This is a genomic window from Streptomyces sp. NPDC021225 (genome assembly GCF_044332865.1).
Classification (GTDB): domain Bacteria; phylum Actinomycetota; class Actinomycetes; order Streptomycetales; family Streptomycetaceae; genus Streptomyces.
In genome coordinates this window covers 1451848-1465343 of sequence record NZ_JBIRPV010000001.1, presented here as the reverse complement: position 1 = coordinate 1465343, position 13496 = coordinate 1451848, and the positions used below count along the sequence as shown (strand labels likewise).

Annotated in this window: 14 protein-coding genes; 2 read left to right on the top strand and 12 right to left on the bottom strand. The window is 72.3% G+C overall.

What is annotated here, in order from left to right:
- Positions 1 to 35: 35 nt before the first annotated feature.
- The 11 genes from lgt to hisI all read right to left on the bottom strand — a co-directional run bounded on the left by lgt (position 36) and on the right by hisI (position 9603).
- Positions 36 to 977, bottom strand: coding sequence for a prolipoprotein diacylglyceryl transferase (gene lgt / locus ACH4S9_RS06750; RefSeq protein ID WP_385339341.1), 942 nt, complete (start codon positions 975 to 977; stop codon positions 36 to 38).
- Between the two features lie 68 nt (positions 978 to 1045).
- Positions 1046 to 1804, bottom strand: coding sequence for a thioredoxin domain-containing protein (locus ACH4S9_RS06745; RefSeq protein WP_311725048.1), 759 nt, complete (start codon positions 1802 to 1804; stop codon positions 1046 to 1048).
- A gap of 55 nt (positions 1805 to 1859) precedes the next feature.
- Positions 1860 to 2669, bottom strand: coding sequence for a tryptophan synthase subunit alpha (trpA, locus tag ACH4S9_RS06740; RefSeq protein WP_311724814.1), 810 nt, complete (start codon positions 2667 to 2669; stop codon positions 1860 to 1862).
- Positions 2669 to 3901, bottom strand: coding sequence for a tryptophan synthase subunit beta (gene trpB / locus ACH4S9_RS06735; RefSeq protein ID WP_352131032.1), 1233 nt, complete (start codon positions 3899 to 3901; stop codon positions 2669 to 2671). Before trpB ends, trpA begins: the two co-directional genes overlap by 1 nt.
- 830 nt (positions 3902 to 4731) lie before the next feature.
- The gene (gene trpM / locus ACH4S9_RS06730) at positions 4732 to 4881 is read right to left on the bottom strand and encodes a tryptophan biosynthesis modulator TrpM (protein WP_385339336.1); all 150 of its coding nucleotides are present in this window, start codon (positions 4879 to 4881) and stop codon (positions 4732 to 4734) included.
- A gap of 7 nt (positions 4882 to 4888) precedes the next feature.
- Positions 4889 to 5698 carry an indole-3-glycerol phosphate synthase TrpC gene (trpC, locus tag ACH4S9_RS06725; RefSeq protein ID WP_311724812.1) on the bottom strand — a complete coding sequence of 270 codons (810 nt, stop codon included), beginning with the start codon at positions 5696 to 5698 and terminating at the stop codon, positions 4889 to 4891.
- A gap of 201 nt (positions 5699 to 5899) precedes the next feature.
- The gene (locus ACH4S9_RS06720; protein ID WP_385339332.1) at positions 5900 to 6343 is read right to left on the bottom strand and encodes a DUF2752 domain-containing protein; all 444 of its coding nucleotides are present in this window, start codon (positions 6341 to 6343) and stop codon (positions 5900 to 5902) included.
- A gap of 171 nt (positions 6344 to 6514) precedes the next feature.
- Positions 6515 to 6754 (bottom strand): HGxxPAAW family protein, encoded by a 240-nt coding sequence (locus ACH4S9_RS06715; RefSeq protein ID WP_398370207.1) that lies wholly within the window; start codon positions 6752 to 6754, stop codon positions 6515 to 6517.
- 159 nt (positions 6755 to 6913) lie between these two features.
- Positions 6914 to 7594, bottom strand: a complete 681-nt coding sequence (locus tag ACH4S9_RS06710) for a TIGR02234 family membrane protein (RefSeq protein WP_398370205.1) — start codon at positions 7592 to 7594, stop codon at positions 6914 to 6916.
- Positions 7595 to 7711: 117 nt separating this feature from the next.
- Positions 7712 to 9226 (bottom strand): anthranilate synthase component I, encoded by a 1515-nt coding sequence (locus ACH4S9_RS06705; RefSeq protein WP_358846030.1) that lies wholly within the window; start codon positions 9224 to 9226, stop codon positions 7712 to 7714.
- Positions 9227 to 9237: 11 nt separating this feature from the next.
- Positions 9238 to 9603, bottom strand: a complete 366-nt coding sequence (hisI, locus tag ACH4S9_RS06700) for a phosphoribosyl-AMP cyclohydrolase (RefSeq protein WP_311724807.1) — start codon at positions 9601 to 9603, stop codon at positions 9238 to 9240.
- A gap of 109 nt (positions 9604 to 9712) precedes the next feature.
- On the opposite strand from hisI, the gene ACH4S9_RS06695 reads away from it, so the two are divergent.
- Positions 9713 to 10702 carry a hypothetical protein gene (locus ACH4S9_RS06695; protein ID WP_358846031.1) on the top strand — a complete coding sequence of 330 codons (990 nt, stop codon included), beginning with the start codon at positions 9713 to 9715 and terminating at the stop codon, positions 10700 to 10702.
- Between the two features lie 156 nt (positions 10703 to 10858).
- The gene (locus tag ACH4S9_RS06690; RefSeq protein WP_398370202.1) at positions 10859 to 11491 is read left to right on the top strand and encodes a TIGR03085 family metal-binding protein; all 633 of its coding nucleotides are present in this window, start codon (positions 10859 to 10861) and stop codon (positions 11489 to 11491) included.
- A 54-nt stretch (positions 11492 to 11545) separates the two neighbouring features.
- Here the strand turns inward: ACH4S9_RS06690 and leuA are convergent, their stop codons facing one another.
- A complete protein-coding gene (gene leuA, locus ACH4S9_RS06685) occupies positions 11546 to 13285 on the bottom strand; it encodes a 2-isopropylmalate synthase (RefSeq protein WP_398370200.1) in 1740 nt (579 codons plus the stop codon).
- Positions 13286 to 13496: the final 211 nt, after the last annotated feature.

The following is a 13496-nucleotide window of genomic DNA, read 5'->3' as shown; positions in this document are numbered from 1 at the left end:
GAACCCGGGCGGGTCCGGCGGCCTTTCCGGGAACACTACTTGGCAGGTTTGGCCGGTTCGGCCGGCTCGGTCGCGGCGGTCTTCTCGGCGCCACCGTCCTCCGCCTCGGCCTGCTTCTCGGCGCCACCGTCCTCAGCGGCCTGCTCGCCCTCGGCCACCGCGGCGGGCTCCACGATCTCCTCCCGGCCGGGAGACTTCTTCGCGGAGATCACCATGTAGGCCACCGCCGCCAGGAAGACGAAGATCGCCGTCCAGTTGTTCAGCCGCATGCCCAGCACATGATGGGCGGTGTCCACCCGCATGTACTCCACCCAGAAGCGGCCCACCGTATACGCGGCGACATACAGCGCGAACGCCCGGCCGTGTCCGAGCTTGAACTTCCGGTCCGCCCAGATCACCAGCAGCGCCACACCGACGCACCACAGCGACTCGTACAGGAACGTCGGCTGGTATGTACCGGCCACCCGCCCTATCCCCGGGTCCGCGTCGATCTTCAGGCCCCAGGGCAGATCGGTCTTCTCGCCGTACAGCTCCTGGTTGAACCAGTTGCCCCAGCGGCCGATCGCCTGGGCGAAGGCGATCCCCGGCGCGACCGCGTCGGCCCACGCCGGGAGCGGGATCCCCCGGCGCCGGCAGCCGATCCAGGCGCCGAGCGCGCCCATCGCGATCGCGCCCCAGATCCCGAGGCCGCCCTCCCAGATCTTGAAGGCGTCCACCCAGTCGCGGCCGTCGGTGAAATACAGCTCGTAGTCGGTGATGACGTGATACAGCCGGCCGCCGACGAGGCCGAAGGGCACCGCCCACACGGCGATGTCGGCGACCGTGCCGACCCGGCCACCTCGGGCGACCCAGCGTCGGCCGCCGAGCCAGACCGCCACGAAGACACCGATGATGATGCAGAAGGCATAGCCGCGCAGCGGGATCGGGCCAAGGTAGATCACGCCGGACGACGGGCTGGGAATGTATGCGAGGTCCATGTCAGAGTCGACGCTACCTTGCCGAGCGGCGGATGCGGCAACCCACCCGGCGCAACGGCTGGATAACTCTAGCCCTTGACGACCATCCGCTTGAGCTTCCGCGGGCTCAGCGGCTTGTTCGGATCGCCGTAGATCGACTTCCCCTCCAGGAGAACGGTCGGCGTCGAGCTGTAGCCCGAGCGGGCGAAGCCGTCATTGGACTTCCGCACCCACGCGTCGTGCCGGCCCTCCTCCACACAGCCGCGGAAGGTCTTGGTGTCCAGCCCCGGGACCTTGCCCGCCAGCTTGATCAGCTTCGACTTGTCCGCGTACGTGTCCTTGGTCTCCGACGGCTGGTTCTTGTAGAGCACATCGTGGTACGCCACATACTTCCCGGCGTCCTGCGCACAGGCCGCCGCGTTCGCCGCGGTCAGCGAGCCGGTGCCGCCCAGGTTCCCGTCGATGATCGTCACCAGGTGGTAGCGCACCTTCAGCCGCCCCTTGTCCTGAAGCTGGTGCACGGTCGTACGGAACACGTCCTCGAACTGCTTGCACCCGGGACAGCGGAAGTCCTCGTACACGGTCAGCGTCTTCTCCGCGCTCGCCTTCCCCGTCGGGATCACGGTGCCGCTCGCGCCCCGGGGGGCGACCGCCGCGCCCCCGGACTTCGCGTCCCCGCCGGTCCTGGTGGCGACCATGCCCACCCCGGCGGCCACCCCGAGCACGGCCACGACCGCCCCGGCCACCCCCATGCCGCGGCGCCGCTTGGCGCGGATCCGGTCCTTCTCTCGCTGTTCCCGCAGCCGCTCCCGGGCGCTGCTCTTACCCACACGGTTTTTCTCGCTCACGCCCTCGACAACGAGGCGGAGGAGCCCCACTGAGCTCCTCCGCCCCGTATTCCCTCTATCGGGGGACGCGAACGCCGTCCGCCAGCTCACCCGCCAGCGCCCGGACGGCCGTCAGACCCGCCTCCAGGTCCTCGGCGTCCATCAGCCGCCGCACAAACGCCGTGCCCACGATGACGCCGTCCGCGTACTCGGCCACCTCGGCGGCCTGCCGGGCGTTGGACACCCCCAGCCCCACGCACACCGGCAGCGAGGTCGTCGCGCGAGTGCGCTCCACCAGCACCCGCGCCCCCTGCCCCACCGATTCCCGGGTGCCGGTCACCCCCATGATCGAGGCCGCGTACACAAAGCCGCTGCCCGCCGCGGTGATCTTCGCCAGCCGCTCGTCAGCGCTGCTCGGCGCCACCACGAAGACCGTGGCCAGGCCGTGCTGCTCGGCGGCCTTCCGCCACGCCTCCGACTCCTGGACCGGCAGATCCGGCAGGATGCAGCCCGATCCGCCCACCGCGGCCAGATCGGCGGCGAACCGCTCGACGCCGTACCGGTCCACCGGGTTCCAGTACGTCATGCACAGAACGGGCGCCCCCGTAGCCGCATGCACCTCGCCGACCGTACGGATCACATCGCGGATGCGAAGTCCGCCCCGCAGCGCGATGTCGTCGGCGGTCTGGATGACCGGGCCGTCCAGCACCGGGTCGCTGTACGGCAGGCCGACCTCGATGACATCGCAGCCGCCCTCGACCATCGCCGTCATCGCCCGCACCGCGTCGTCGACGGTCGGATAGCCGGCGGGCATATAGCCGATGAGCGCCGCGCGCCCCTCCGCCTTGGCCTTCGCCAGCACGGACCCCAGCAGCTCTGCGCTCATCACTTCTCTCCCTCGTAGAGCCCGAAATACCGCGCCGCCGTGTCCATGTCCTTGTCGCCACGGCCCGACAGATTGACCAGCACCAGCCCGTCGCTCCCCAGCTCACGCCCCACCTCGAGCGCCCCCGCCAGCGCGTGTGCGCTCTCGATCGCCGGAATGATCCCCTCGGTGCGGGACAGCAGCCGCATCGCCTGCATCGCGGCGTCGTCGGTGACCGCCCGGTACTCGGCCCGCCCCGAATCCTTCAGATACGCGTGCTCCGGGCCGACCCCCGGGTAGTCCAGACCGGCCGAGATCGAGTACGGCTCCAGGATCTGCCCGTCCTCGTCCTGGAGCACATACGACCGGGACCCGTGCAGAATCCCCGGCTCCCCCTTGGTCAGCGTGGCCGCGTGCTCCCCTGTCTCCACGCCGTGCCCGGCCGGCTCGAAGCCGAACAGCCGCACGGAGTCGTCCGGCAGAAAGGCGTGGAAAAGCCCAATGGCATTGGAGCCGCCCCCCACACACGCCGCGACCGCGTCCGGCAGCCGGCCGACCCGCTCCAGGATCTGCCGCCGCGCCTCCACGCCGATCACCCGGTGGAAGTCACGCACCAGCGCCGGGAACGGGTGCGGTCCGGCCGCGGTCCCGAACAGATAGTGCGTGCGGTCCACATTGGCCACCCAGTCGCGGAACGCCTCGTTGATCGCGTCCTTCAGCGTCCGGCTGCCGGTCTTCACGGCGATCACCTCGGCGCCCAGGATCCGCATCCGCGCGACGTTCAGCGCCTGGCGCTCGGTGTCGATCTCACCCATGTAGATCACACACTCGAGCCCGAACAGCGCACACGCGGTGGCCGTGGCCACGCCGTGCTGCCCGGCCCCGGTCTCGGCCACCACCCGGGTCTTGCCCATGCGCCTGGCGAGCAGCGCCTGGCCCAGCACGTTGTTGATCTTGTGCGATCCGGTGTGGTTGAGGTCCTCCCGCTTCAGAAAGACCCGCGCGCCGCCCGCGTGCTCGGCGAACCGCGGCACCTCGGTCAGGGCGCTGGGCCGCCCCGTGTAGTTGACCAGCAGATCCTCGAGCTCGGCGGCGAAGGTCGGATCGCCCTTCACCTTGTCGTACTCGGCGGCAACCTCATCGACCGCGGCGACCAGCGCCTCGGGGATGAACTTGCCACCGAAGGCGCCGAAATACCCCTCGGCGGTGGGGACCTGACCCTCCGGGTCCGGGACAAAGAAGCCAGACGGCATCTGACGTACTCCTCAGTCGGGGCGGATGCCCCACAAGTCATAACGGACAAACGACACGATGATCGCTGCGCGCGGTCGGGGGTCCGGGGGTTTTTCCCTACCCGCCCCTTCCCGCAACTGGGGTCGCGCCCCCAGCCCCCGGCGGTAGCCGGGAGAGGCGGCAGGACCGGTGGACGGCGCGAGGGCTGCGGGCGCTCGGGGGCGCGGTGGGCTTACCCCTGACCCGCCCCTTCCCGGCCCCTGCCGATGTGCGGCTCCGCCGCGCGGGGGGCTCCGCCCCAGACCCCGCCGGCGGCGGGACCGCAGAACCGGCGCACGGCCAAGGGCTACGCCCCGGACCCCACCGGCGGCAGGGCCGCCGCCCACCGGAGAAGCCGAGGGCTCCGCCCCAGACCCCAGCGGTAGCCGGGCAAGGCCGCAGAGCCGGCTTACAGCCAAGGGCTGCGGACCGGACGCTCCCCGGGGCTCCGCCCCAGACGCCAGCGGTGGCTGGTGGCTACGGGCAGGTGGCGGGGCGCCGTCGGAGGCAGGGCCGCCGTGGACGGCACGAACGGAGGGAGGCCCCCTGGGTACGCCTCAGACGACGAGGGGGCCAGTCAACCGGGCATGCTCGCCGCTGAGGCGACCCACCCGTCCCGGCGCTGCTCAGGCCTTGGCCGGGGTCACCGGCGGGAGGGGGTGGGGGTGCAGGGGTGGTGCCCTGGACGCTTACGCATATGTGTGGCGCCAAGTTCCGGGTAAGGCAACGCTTCCGGGCACCGGCGCCGTAAATATGCGGTCCAGGGTGACAGCCCCTTAAGGCCCCGCCCCCGGCACCGATCCACGAACCCTCAGCGCACCCCGCCGCGCCATCGGCGCCCATTGACCTGGCCAGGCTCGCAGCCGATGTGGTATCGCACGCGCCGCCCCCGCACCCGCCTCGCGGGCGCGCGGCAGCCTCGGGGGCGGCACCCCCGGGCCAAGCGCGCGTACGTGTCCATGAGGGCCTCAGTCCCGCCCGTGCCGCAGCGCCGGATGCGCACCCGCCGCGACCAGGTCCGCGACCGCGCCCTTCGGGTCCCGGCCGGTGACCAGCGACTCGCCGACCAGTACGGCGTCCGCCCCGTCGTTCGCGTAGGCGATCAGGTCGTGCGGCCCGCGCACGCCCGACTCCGCGACCTTCACGATGTGGTCCGGGATCTCCGGCGCGACGCGCGCGAACGTCCCGCGGTCCACCTGGAGCGTCTTCAGGTTCCGCGCGTTGACGCCGATCACCCGCGCCCCCGCGTCCACCGCCCGCGCGACCTCTTCCTCGTCGTGCACCTCGACCAGCGGCGTCAACCCGATCGACTCGGCACGCTCGATGAGCGAGACCAGCGCCTCCTGGTCCAGCGCGGCCACGATGAGCAGCGCGACATCCGCGCCGTACGCCCGCGCCTCCCACAGCTGGTACGAGGTGACGATGAAGTCCTTCCGGAGCACCGGAATGTCGACCTTCGCCCGCACCGCCTCAAGGTCGGCCAGCGATCCGCCGAAGCGCCGCTGCTCGGTCAGCACGCTGATGACTGCCGCGCCGCCCGCCTCGTAGTCCGCGGCGAGCCCGGCCGGGTCGGCGATCGCGGCGAGCGCGCCCTTGGACGGGCTGGAGCGCTTGACCTCGCAGATCACCTTGACGCTGTCGCCCTTGAGCGCGGCGACCCCGTCCTTGGCCTGGGGTGCCTTGGCGGCCCGCTCCTTGAGCTCGTCGAGGGTGACGCGCGCCTGCCGCTCCGCGAGGTCGGCACGGACTCCGTCGATGATCTCGTCGAGCACACTCACGCGAGCGGCCCCCTTCCAGACGGGGATGAAGCTTCTGATCACTACTGGCGCAGCAGGCGTCCATTCGGAGGCGAGCACTTCACCAGGCACTGCGATGGTAGCTGCCGACGGACCGAGGTCTCGCATCCGGTTGACGCGGACCTGCGCATTCGACCTTCCCAAAGCCGATGCGGAACATCCGCCTACTTCCATTGTCTACGGTCACGGAGTGAGGAAACTTCCGAAGGGGAAGTTCCGGATAACGGTGAAACCCAGAACCGCCCCGGACAGCAGCCACCCGTGCACGGCCCTCAGCGGCACGACCGGCCCCGCCGTCCGCCCCCGTGCGCAGTCCGCGAACCACCGCAGCCACACCACGGCGAACCCGAGGTAGCCGAGGACGGCGAGCGCGTTGGCCCCGAGCGCGGTGAGCGGCTCCCCATGGGCGACCGCGTACGCGCTGCGCAGCCCGCCGCAGCCGGGGCAGTACACGCCGGTGAGCCTCAGCAGCGGGCAGGCGGGGTAGTGGCCCGGCTCGTTGGGGTCGACGAGCCCGACGAAGGCGAAGGCGGCCAGGACCGCCGCGAGCACCCCCACGGGAGCGCCCAGCCGACCCACAAGCCCGGCCCCAGGGCCATCCGACGGCGCGGGTGTTTCCTCGGTCACATCGCCGAGTCTCCCCGCGGATACACGAAGGCGCAGCTCAGGGCCCGCGTACCCGCCTCCGTACGGACGTACTCCGGAGGACGCACACCGGACCCCGCGCCACATCTCAAGACGGATCAGGCGGGTCGCCTCAGCCCCGCACCCCGCCCCGTCCAGCCCAGCCCCGGCCTACTACTGGGTCTGCGCCTGCGGCTGCGGCTGGCCCTGCGGCTGCCGCTTCGGCGCCTGCCCGAGGCCGGCCGCGCGCATCGCCACGCCGACGACGCCACCGAGGGCCACCACGACCATGCCCGCCCAGAAGCCGATCGGGTTGGCCAGCACGACGAACGCGCCTGCGACACAGAAGCCGATGAAGGCGATGGTGACGCCGGTCCAGGCGGCCGGGGTGTGTCCGTGGTTGTTACCCGCCATGAATACTCCTCGTTGCTCTACTGCCCCCGGGTCCCGGGCGCGCGGGGCGAACGCTCCCACGTCATTGTCCCCGACGCGCGAAACCGCCTTGAGCGGGGGTACCGCTCAGACCGGGGCCGGCCCACCGGGCCGGGGCCGGGCCAGGGCCGGCCAAACCGCTCAGGCCGAATCCGCCCGCTCCGTCGGGTCCTCGCCGCGGTCGAGGGCCTTCCACAGCTCCTCGGGCCGCTCCGGATCCGCCGCGGACCCTCCGCGCCGCGCCCGCGCCGCCGCGCCGTGGCTCTCCCCACCGCCCGCGCGCTCGTAGCGGCCGGACATGGCGGGCCAGTGGCGGCCGTAGCCCAGCGCGAGCACCCCGGCGAGCAGCAGCAGCAGCCCGCCCACCATGGCGACCCAGGGCCACGGGGTGTACGCCACGTCGTGGATGGCGCTGTCGGCCAGGCCGGTCGCCTTGGACGCCTTCTCCTCGAGCGCCGCCTTGTCGGACGCGCCCAGCATCGCGCTGACCACGATCCCCGCCCCGCTGAGAGCCAGCAGCCCGGAGACGGCGTAGCGGCCGAGGCGGCTGACGGCGAACACCGCGACGAGCGCGGCGAGGCCGACGATGGCCAGCGCTCCGGGCAGCCCCGTGATGTCGTCGCCGTTCGCACGCTGCGGCAGGGTGCCTTGGGCGACCGCGGCCGTGCCCTTGGCCCAGGTACGGCTGGTGGCCAGCAGGACGAGTGCGGCGCCGAGCGCGCCGGACAGCAGCGCTATGCCGAGGCTGCGTCTATGGCCGCGCGCGGCTGAGGCGGTGGGCTCGTGATGGGCCCGGGGCTGGGGTACGGCTGCTGCGCTCACGCGTACCACTATCCCCCACGGGTCGGACAGCCCCGTCGCGGGGATACGGTATGCCTGATTCGACGCCGGACACCCGGAACGTCAGCCCCGCTCCAGAACATCAGCCGACCCGAAACGTCAGCCCCGCTCCAGCCGTCCCGCCGTGTGCACGGCCCGCAGCACCGCCGCCGCCTTGTTCCGGCACTCCGCGTCCTCCGCCACCGGGTCGGAGTCGGCGACGATCCCCGCGCCGGCCTGGACGTATGCCGTCCCGTCCCGCAGCAGCGCCGTACGGATCGCGATCGCGGTGTCGGAGTCGCCCGCGAAGTCGAGATAGCCGACGCATCCCCCGTACAGGCCGCGGCGGCTCGGCTCCAGCTCCTCGATGATCTGCATGGCGCGCGGCTTGGGGGCGCCGGAGAGGGTGCCCGCGGGGAAGCAGGCGGTGAGCACGTCGAAGGCCGTGCGGCCCTCGGCGAGCGTGCCGGTCACGGTGGAGACGATGTGCATGACATGGCTGTAGCGCTCGACCGACATGAAGTCGACGACCTCGACGCTGCCGGGCTCGCAGACCCGGCCGAGGTCGTTGCGCCCGAGGTCGACGAGCATGAGGTGCTCGGCGCGCTCCTTGGGGTCGGCGAGGAGCTCGTCGGCGAGGGCGGCGTCCTCCTGCGGGGTGGCCCCGCGCGGGCGCGTGCCCGCGATCGGGTGCACCATCGCCTGCCCGTCCTCGACCTTGACCAGCGCTTCGGGGCTGGAGCCCACGACGTCGAACCCCTCGAAGCGCAAGAGGTACATATACGGGCTCGGGTTGGTGGCCCGCAGCACGCGGTAGACGTCCAGGGCGCTCGCCTCGCAGGGCGTCTCGAACCGCTGGGAGGGCACGACCTGGAACGCCTCGCCCGCGCGGATGCGCTCCTTGATGTCCTCGACGGCCGCCATGAAGTCCGGCCCGCCCCACAGCGCGGTGTACTCGGGGAGCTCGGAGGCCGGCAGGGCGGTGGGGCCCGTGGGGACGGGGCGGGCGAGGTCGGCGGCCATCGCGTCGAGGCGCGCCACCGCGTCCGCGTAGGCCGCGTCGACTCCCGTGTCGAGGTCGTTGTGGTTGATCGCGTTGGCGATCAGCAGGACGGTGCCGTCCCAGTGGTCGAGTACGGCGAGGTCCGAGGTGAGCAGCATGGTCAGCTCGGGCAGCCGCAGATCGTCCCGGCCGCTCTCGCCGATCTTCTCCAGGCGGCGCACGATGTCGTAGCCGAGATAGCCGACCATGCCGCCGGTGAACGGCGGCAGATGGACCAGCCCGCCGAGGTCGCGCGGGGTGTGCAGGGTCTCGATGGTGGCGCGCAGCGCCTCGAGCGGGTCGCCCTCGGTGGGGACGCCGACGGGCGGGGTGCCCAGCCAGTGCGTGCGGCCGTCGCGCTCGGTGAGGGTGGCGGCGCTGCGTACACCGATGAAGGAGTAGCGGGACCAGGACCGGCCGTTCTCGGCGGACTCCAGGAGGAACGTGCCGGGGCGCTCGGCGGCGAGCTTGCGGTACAGCCCGACCGGGGTGTCGCCGTCCGCCAGCAGCTTCCGGCTGACGGGGATGACACGGCGGTCGGCCGCCAGCTTGCGGAAGGTCTCGAGGTCCATCGTGTGCGCAGCCTGAGTCATGGCTGGCGAGCCTACTGGCCGAGCGGCAGGACGTCGGAATCGAAGCAGGTGCGGTCGCCGGTGTGGCAGGCCGCGCCGACCTGGTCGACCTTGACCAGGACGGTGTCGGCGTCGCAGTCGAGGGCGACGGACTTGACCAACTGGATGTGGCCCGAGGTGTCGCCCTTGACCCAGTACTCCTGGCGGCTGCGGCTCCAGTAGGTGCAGCGGCCGGTGGTGAGGGTGCGGTGCAGCGCCTCGTCGTCCATCCAGCCGAGCATCAGCACCTCGCCGGTGTCGTACTGCTGGGCGATGGCGGGGACGAGACCGTCGGCGTTGCGCTTGAGGCGGGCGGCGAGGGCCGGGTCGAGGGCGGAGGGGCGGTCTGAGCCGGTCATGCGACCATTCTGCACTCCCGGAGCCCGGGGCCGGGCCGCGCGCCGGGGCGCCGGGCGCGCGTGGGATCCCGATGGCTCGGATGTCGGTGGGATGGGGCATGCTTCGGGCATGACGTTTCCGCCGTCGCCGAACGATCCCAACCGGCCTGGAAACGGCGGGGGGTTCGGGCCACCGCCGGAGCAGGGCTTCGGACCACCTCCCGAGCAGGGCTTCGGGCCGCCCACACAGCCCGGCCCGCCCGCGCCGCAGGGCCAGCTGCCGCCGTCGGGCGGCTTCGGGCCGCCCTCCCCCGCGCTGCCGCCCGGCGCACCGCCTTCCGGTGCGCTCCCGCCCGGCGCGTTCCAGCCCCCCGGCGCGCTTCCCCCCGGTGCCTATCCTCCAGGTTCACTGCCGCCTCCGCCCCCGCCCCCGCCGGGCCGCAACTCCAGGACGGCGGCGATCGCCATCGCCGCGGTGGTGGCGGGCGCGCTGGTCATCGGGGGAATCGTCCTCGCCACACGGGACAGCGGCGACAAGAACGAGGCGTCCAACGACACGAAGTCGTCGGGCTCCCCTTCGGGCTCTCCGTCCGCCTCGGCCTCGTCCTCCCCGTCGGCGTCCGCCTCCCCCTCCGACGAAGGGTCCGGCTCGGCCGACCCCGGGCAGGGCGCGCCGCTGGGCGGCGGCAGCGACGTCCCCGACGACGGCACGTCCCCCTCGGCCTCGTCCTCCGACTCCGCGGACCCCGGCGACCTGGTGCCGTATGCGGTGCTCAAGCCCGGTGAGTGCTTCGACCACCCCGCGCTGGACAGCAGCGTGACGAAGATCGAGAAGCGGGGGTGCAGCAGCCCGCATGACGGCGAGGTGGTCGCCAACGAGACCCTGACCGGGGACTTCTCCACCGAGAAGGAGATCCAGGACAAGGCGCTCACGCTGTGCGAGACGGACGCCAAGAAACGGCTGAAGTCCATACCGAACGACGGCCGGATGTATTACTACTACGCGCTGTACCCGGCGCTGGGCACCTATCGGATCCAGGGCGAGGACCAGGTCTCCTGCGCCCTGACGCTCAGCTCGGGCCCGGGCGGCAAGAAGCTGAGCAAGCCGCTTCCGGGCTGACGGACTGACGGCTGCTGACGGGCTGACGGGCTGACGGCTGACGGCTGACGTGGCCTCATCCGGGGTGGCTCCGGGGGCGTCCCGGAGGCACCCCGGGCGCGCGATGGCACGGCGTGCCAGTGGCGGGGGCCGAGGGGCGGTCGTAGGGTGGGCGGTATGTCCACTCACGCGAGGCGCGAACGGCTGCTCCTGGCCGACCTGTTGGAGACCGCAGGCCCCGAGGCCCCGACGCTGTGCGAGGGCTGGACCACCCAGGACCTCGCCGCCCATCTGGTCGTGCGCGAGCGCCGCGCCGACGCGGCCGCCGGTCTGCTGCTCAAGCCGCTCGCCAAGCGGCTGGACCGGGTGCAGGCCGAGTTCGCGGCGAAGCCGTACGCGGAGCTGGTCCGGCTGTTCCGCGAGGGCCCGCCGCGGAGCTCGCCGTTCGCCGTCAAGCAGGTGGACGAGGCGGCCAACACCGTCGAGTTCTATGTGCACGCCGAGGACGTCCGCCGGGCCCAGCCGAACTGGCAGCCGCGCGAGATCGACCCGGTCTTCGCCGACGCGCTGTGGTCCCGGGTCGAGCGGATCGCCAAGGTGGTGGGCCGCAAGTCCCCGGTCGGCCTGGTGCTGCGCCGCCCGGACGGCCGTACGGTGGTGGCGCACCGGGGCACCCCGGTGGTCACGGTCACCGCGGAACCGGCAGAGCTGGCGGTCTTTCTGTTCGGCCGCCAGGACGTCGCCCGGGTCGAGCTGGAGGGCGACAAGGAGGCGGTGGCCACGCTCCAGACCGCGAAGCTGGGCCTCTAGCCCCGCGTCGGTCGGAGCGTCGGCGCACCACCCCCTCGCCTCACCTCACCACGGTCACAGCGCCCGGTTCACCGCGGCCAGGACGGCGTGCACCGAGGCGGTGAGCACGGAGGTGTCCTGACCGGCCCCCCAGCGGACGGTGTCGCCGACGCGGCATTCGACGTAGGCCATGGCGGGGCTGCCGGGCCCCGCGGCGGTCGCGTGCTCGGCGTAGTCGAGGATGTCCACGGCGAGCCCGGCGCCCGCCAGGGCGTCGGCGAAGGCGGACAGCGGCCCGTTGCCCGTCCCCTCGTACCGGCGTTCGCCGTCGCCCGCGTGTCGCAGGTCGCAGACGAACCGGTGCTCGCCGGGGGCGGTCTCCTCGGTGCTCCATGACGCGAGGGTGACCGGCCCGTCGTGACCGGGCGCCAGATACGCGCCCCGGAACAGCTCCCACAGCTCCTTCGCCGTGGCCTCCCGGCCGCTGTCGTCGGTGGCGGCCTGCACGACGTGGGAGAAGTCGGCGCGCAGCCGCTTCGGCAGGTCGAGGCCGTAGTGCGCCCGCAGCAGATGGGCGATGCCGCCCTTGCCGGACTGGCTGTTGACGCGGATGACCGCCTCGTAGGTGCGCCCCACGTCGGCCGGGTCGATGGGCAGATACGGCACCGCCCATGGCGCCTGCCCCTCCGGCACCCCGGACTCGACGGCCTGCCGGGCGTGCCTGGCCAGCCCCTTGCTGATGGCGTCCTGGTGGGTGCCGGAGAAGGCCGTGTAGACCAGTTCGCCGCCGTAGGGGTGGCGGGGGTGGACGGGCAGCCGGTTGCAGTGCTCCACGGTGTCGCGGACGGCGTCGATGTCGGAGAAGTCGATCATCGGGTCCACGCCCTGGGCGTACAGGTTCAGGGCGAGCGTGACCAGGTCGACATTGCCCGTGCGCTCGCCGTTGCCGAACAGACAGCCCTCGACGCGCTGGGCGCCCGCCAGGACCGCCAGTTCGGCGCAGGCGACCCCGGTGCCGCGGTCGTTGTGCGGGTGCACGGAGAGGACGACGTCCGAGCGCCGCTCCAGGTGGCGGTGCATGTACTCGATCTGGTCGGCGTACACGTTGGGGGTGGCGCACTCGACGGTGGCGGGCAGGTTGTGGATCACCGGCCGCTCGGGGCAGGCGTCCCACAGCGCGGTGAGGCCGTTGCAGACCTCCAGCACGAAGTCGGGCTCGGTGAGGTTGAAGACCTCCGGAGAGAACTGGAACCGGATGTCCTCGGGCCGCGCCGCCGCGAGCCGGGCCAGATGCCCGGCGGCGTCCCGGATCATCTCGTGCACCTCGGCGCGCCCGCGGCCGAGCACCACCTCGCGCCAGACCGGGGCGGTGGCGGTGTAGAGGTGCACCACCGAGCGGGGCAGGCCCTCGATCGCGGCGAAGGTCCGCTCGATCAGATCGCGCCGGGCCGGGGTGAAGACCACCACGGTCACATCGGCGGGGACCGCGTCGCTCTCCGCGAGGTGGCGTACGAAGTCGAAGTCGGTCCGGCTCGCGGAGGGATAGCCGATCTCGATCTCCTTGAAGCCCATCGCGACCAGGAGGTCGAACATCCGGCGCTTGCGCGGGGTGTCCATCGGCTCGGCCAGGGCCTGGTTGCCGTCGCGCAGATCCACCGGCACCCACAGCGGTGCCCGCTCGATCCGGCGGGCCGGCCAGGCGCGGTCGGTCAGGGGCACCGCGACCCGCTCGTACACGGACCGGTAGCGGTGGTACGGCATGGCGCTGGGCCGCTGCGGGTTCCAGGAGGGGACGTGGTCGTCATGAACAGCCATGGGGCCGGGGTTTCCTTCTCTCGATCGGAGGGCGACCGGCGAGCAGCACGGCACTCCGCGGCGGGGTGCCGGTCGGATCAGGCCCCGCCGCGGCAGCCGAGAAGGAGACCACGCAGCGTCATGCGGAACAGGCTAGCCACACCTCAGGTCCTCAGACAAGCTGAGGACCTGAGGAATACTGGAGAGAGGGGACGTGCCGCGGAGCGGCCGC

Bases quoted from the DNA above. Each gene is read 5' to 3' on its own strand.
- lgt (WP_385339341.1), bottom strand. From the start codon at position 977: ATGGACCTCGCATACATTCCCAGCCCGTCGTCCGGCGTGATCTACCTT.
- trpA (WP_311724814.1), bottom strand. From the start codon at position 2,669: ATGAGCGCAGAGCTGCTGGGGTCCGTGCTGGCGAAGGCCAAGGCGGAG.
- trpB (WP_352131032.1), bottom strand. From the start codon at position 3,901: ATGCCGTCTGGCTTCTTTGTCCCGGACCCGGAGGGTCAGGTCCCCACC.
- trpM (WP_385339336.1), bottom strand. From the start codon at position 4,881: ATGGACACGTACGCGCGCTTGGCCCGGGGGTGCCGCCCCCGAGGCTGC.
- ACH4S9_RS06715 (WP_398370207.1), bottom strand. From the start codon at position 6,754: ATGGCGGGTAACAACCACGGACACACCCCGGCCGCCTGGACCGGCGTC.
- ACH4S9_RS06705 (WP_358846030.1), bottom strand. From the start codon at position 9,226: ATGACTCAGGCTGCGCACACGATGGACCTCGAGACCTTCCGCAAGCTG.
- hisI (WP_311724807.1), bottom strand. From the start codon at position 9,603: ATGACCGGCTCAGACCGCCCCTCCGCCCTCGACCCGGCCCTCGCCGCC.
- ACH4S9_RS06695 (WP_358846031.1), top strand. From the start codon at position 9,713: ATGACGTTTCCGCCGTCGCCGAACGATCCCAACCGGCCTGGAAACGGC.
- ACH4S9_RS06690 (WP_398370202.1), top strand. From the start codon at position 10,859: ATGTCCACTCACGCGAGGCGCGAACGGCTGCTCCTGGCCGACCTGTTG.
- leuA (WP_398370200.1), bottom strand. From the start codon at position 13,285: ATGGCTGTTCATGACGACCACGTCCCCTCCTGGAACCCGCAGCGGCCC.